The organism is Paenibacillus sp. J22R232 (assembly GCF_056269165.1).
The window spans coordinates 1-4,092 of record NZ_JBWDNK010000040.1 but is presented as its reverse complement, the minus strand read 5'-3'; the positions used below and the strand labels follow the sequence as shown (position 1 = coordinate 4,092).

Below are 4,092 nucleotides of genomic sequence, written 5' to 3'. Positions count from 1 at the left end.
GTCTTCAATGCCTTGCTGGGGAGTGAACATGTCTGGCATTTCATTGGCCGCGATCTTTAAGTTCAGCTGATTCAGGTAGTTGGTGCCTCCGTTCCATTCCACATAGGGATGAATAACGCCGACGCCTAGCTTTTCCTTGTAGAATTCATACAATGGGCTTCCCTTGGTGATCGGTTTATAACCGATGTTCGTTCCCCACACTTCGATATCGACAGTTTCGTTCACGCTTTCCGTCTGATTCTTTTTGGTATCATTTTGGTCTGCATTTTCGGCATTGTTCCCGTTTCCGCCGCAACCGGTTATGGCCGTGACCGCAAGTATGCCTGCCGCCAAACTTATCCCCATTTTTTTGAATTTCATTTGTTTGCCCCCTCTTTTTTTGTAGTTATTTGTTTAAGGCTTTTAGCCAATAAACCGAAGAACCCGAAATCGCTTTCATTTCACTTTTTTTGATTGAATTCGTTTACAATGTAAATATACATCCCGGAGTTTGGCCTCTCAATATGGCTTTTTTAAGGATAAACAAGGTCATTTTTAAGGAAAATGTTCATGTATCTTCGACCTCATGGTTATTTATTCGCGGATAAGTTAGACCATAAAAAACAGGAGCCGCCTAGTTTCAGCAACTCCTGCCACGAACATCAATTTCATTTTTCCGTATCGATGCTTGTCAAACGGACGGGTCCGATGAGCCCGCTTGGTTCCTGCTGCGCAAAGGCCGATAAGTAATCGCGCTTATCCTTCGCTAACGTATTCGTTACTTCTACGACAAGCTTATTACTCCCCTGCTTGATCAGGCCCTGAATCTCCAATTGGTACGGCGGACAGATGCGCACACCCGCTTGCTCGCCATTTAACCACACTTCCGCCGTTTCATAGACATCGCCTAAATCCAATAATGCGCGACTGCCGGCTTCTTTCCACTCGAATTCCGTTTCATACCGAAAAGTGCCCGAAAACCGAGGTAAAAGATGTGGTCCGCTCATATTCTTTAATGTCCTCAAACTTCCCCATTCCGTAAAGTTAGGATAATGTTCGGCATCCGCGGTGTAGATGGTCCATTCGTCTCCCAACTCCTTGATTGTCCCCTTTACTGGCCCTGGAAGCGCCGCATATTGCTCAAGCTCAGCGCCATGGAGCAGGACCACGGATTGATAAGGATGGATATCAAGGCGCACCGTGCCGGGCTCACTAATAGCATGCAAAAAGGTCAAGCTATTTAAGAAGGCATCGTAGGCAAATATATCGCCTTGAATGGGTAATGAAATGTCAGCCTGAATGCTCCGATGCGGATGCTCGTTGAAGAACATAAAGACATCCAGTCCGTCATGAACGTAATGATAATTCCGAAGATATGGCTCGTATTGGCCGACTTTAACATCGTAATGTCCGTCATCTTGCAATAATTCAGCCAGTTGGTTGAGAGTCACAAGCTTAACATTTTTGTGATCGGCAAGAAGGGCCAGATCGGTACTTACATCGAGTCCTTCGCTGGAACGCTGCGGTAGTCCGTCAACAAAACGGACGGGAAGACCTTGATCTGCGAAAGCGGCCAAGCATCGTATCATCTCGGCGGGCAGCGCATCCGCGTAAGGTACGATCAGACATTGGAAATCCTCTTGATGGATAAGCAGCTTGCCATTTTGCACGCTTGCAGCTGCTAGTAGAACGTCTGCGGGAATGACATCGCAATCGATCTGGTGCTGCATTAAAGTTTTAACGGGCAAGTGGAAATACATGGCTTCTCCCGCCCATTCCGCTTCAGCGTGGTATAAGACGGCAGCGGTCGCCATATGCCTTCCGCCCGATATGAGGTGACTCATCCGATTCATATATTGATTCAAATGCTTATAATACCGGTACTGCGGATTTTTCCCGCTTGCGTACATATGAGGAGGGCAATCGGGGTCCGGAAACGCTTTTTGGCTGAAGGCATGCGGGACGAAATAGTTAACTCCGCGGACCAGCATGTGGTCTGTAAGCCATTTCATCAGCTTTAATCCTTCTGCCCAACCATATGCGCCGTACACCTCGCACATCGTTCGGCCTTGTTTTTTCGGATCGATATGTCCGAGCGACACGCCTAGCTTGGCGAGGCCATAGTGGAAAAACTCGCTGTCCGTCTCCCCTGCGGGCCAGCGGAACGACATTTCATCAAAGCCGGGAACGATCTGCCAAAGCACGACATCGAGACCCGACATATCCTGCCCCCACAGCGAGCGGAAGAAATGGCCGGCACCGGAGCCAAGCCTTGCATGAACGTTGTTGTCTTCGAGTACATGCCCGATATATTCCACCCCGCGGTCTCTGCACCAGTCCCCGATTTGACTGCAGAAGTTATCGCCATATAGCTTGCTAACTATATTCATATACGCATAACGAATGATGTTCGACTGTTCTCCGGCATCATGCCAGAGAAGGTGAAGACTCTTACGGTAATTCTCGCCTAGTGCCTGCTCAAGCAAATCAGGCATTTCACTGCTCCAAGGAAGAGACACGCCTTGTTTACCCGGCTTCGAATTAAAGTCAAAGGTCGTCTTATCATTATAGAATCCGGGTTCATCCGAAAAGAATCCAGCAAAGGTTTTTCCAAAATCATCTTGATACCGCTCGTAAAAAGCCTCATAAACCGTATCCAGCAAAATTCGAACCGAATCCCGAACGAGCGGATTCAGATAATCCTCCTGTGCCTTACTGCCGCCATCCTTGTTCTCGGAAACGATAAATACCCTCCAATACCCTTTAGGAATATCCCAATACAGAATGCCCTCCTGCACGAACTCAGTGATGTCAACGCAGTCACTGGTTAACGCTCCTGTAACTGGTTCACGACGGACCGCGACGACCGAATGCAGCTTGCTTCTGCTGCTGGCGTAATGGCTCAGCGAATAAGTCGGCCGAAGCCCATTTAGGAGTAAAGTATCCAGCAGTAGAGAAGTGCCTTGTGCAGGACCAATGGTGTCTATATACCGTTCGCCAAGAAATACGCGATGAAGCTCTTCTGGCGCTTCCTTCACCTTGCCAGCGGCATGCCCAGTGGGGAAATGATCGTCGTCGAGCATCCACACTTTCATCCCGCGACTTCGGGCTTCGTCCATAATGATATCCATATCCAGCCACCACTTCGGTCCAAGGAAATCCGGATGGGGCCTTGCTTCTACGCAAACGGCTCCGATTCCGGAATCATGGATACGAGCTATCTCGTTCCGAATCGCTCCCCCTTCCTCTCCTTGCTGCCAGAGAAAGGGAAGAATATAGTTTTGTTCCTGACCTTCCAGCACATCTTTCAAACGAATATTCATCATAGCCTCCTACTCCAATTCCATCTTCGTTCTCGATACCGTTCATTGGTTTAATGGTGACGACACAGATAACGCGCACCCGTAAAAGCGCGCGTCTATACATTACAGATATAGAGAAAAACATTCGTTCTTGAACGTTAGGATTCTCTCTTCGGACATTTATTGATGCACTTTGGAATACCATTCCCTGGCACGCTTCGTTACTTCTTCTCCGCCTGATTTGTTCCACTTCTCCACGAATTCGTCGAACTTGCTGATCGGGTATTGTCCGAGTATGATTTTCGCGGCGTATTCCACGAATAACGTACGGTTGTTAATATCCGGAAAGCCTTCATAGATGCTGGCGGTTATGCCGTCGCCTGCAATCACCTTCGCATATTTCTGGGCTTCATCCATATTTTTGGTTAGCTGGTCGATTGCCCACTTGCTGTCGTCCGAAGCGGTATCGTTATAAAGATCTTTTGTGAATTGTAGTGTCGCGGAGCTCGAGTACGGATTCAGCACTTGATTCTCCATCGTGCTCTTGTCATCCGGCAGCTTGGTGGCTTTGCCGTCCTTCATCGTGTAGTGCATGCCCTCCACGCCGAGGTACAGGTCTTTCCAGTTATCCTTGTCGTACATATTATTCAGCAGCTTAAGGGTAGCCTTCAGCTTTGACTCATCCTTGGTATTTTTGACGACCCATTGCGGAGGAGCAAATCGCTTCCACGTATAGAAGCCCTCATAGCCCTCGACTTTAGGTATAGGCAGAATGGAGAATTCCGCCTTCACGCCCGTGTTTTTTGCCAAG

2 protein-coding genes and 1 pseudogene are annotated in these 4,092 nt (G+C 48.3%); all 3 read right to left on the bottom strand.

The window, feature by feature from the left end:
* Positions 1 to 360: pseudogene (locus tag AC0YN3_RS33050) on the bottom strand (ABC transporter substrate-binding protein); the annotation flags it as partial.
* Between the two features lie 287 nt (positions 361 to 647).
* Positions 648 to 3,302 (bottom strand): glycosylhydrolase-like jelly roll fold domain-containing protein, encoded by a 2,655-nt coding sequence (locus AC0YN3_RS33045; protein ID WP_475779062.1) that lies wholly within the window; start codon positions 3,300 to 3,302, stop codon positions 648 to 650.
* 159 nt (positions 3,303 to 3,461) lie between these two features.
* Positions 3,462 to 4,092, bottom strand: a 631-nt coding sequence (locus tag AC0YN3_RS33040) for a type 2 periplasmic-binding domain-containing protein (RefSeq protein WP_475779061.1), incomplete at its 5' end; no start/stop codon positions are given.

Coding starts and splice junctions, on each gene's coding strand:
- AC0YN3_RS33045 (WP_475779062.1), bottom strand. CDS start 3,302: ATGAATATTCGTTTGAAAGATGTGCTGGAAGGTCAGGAACAAAACTAT.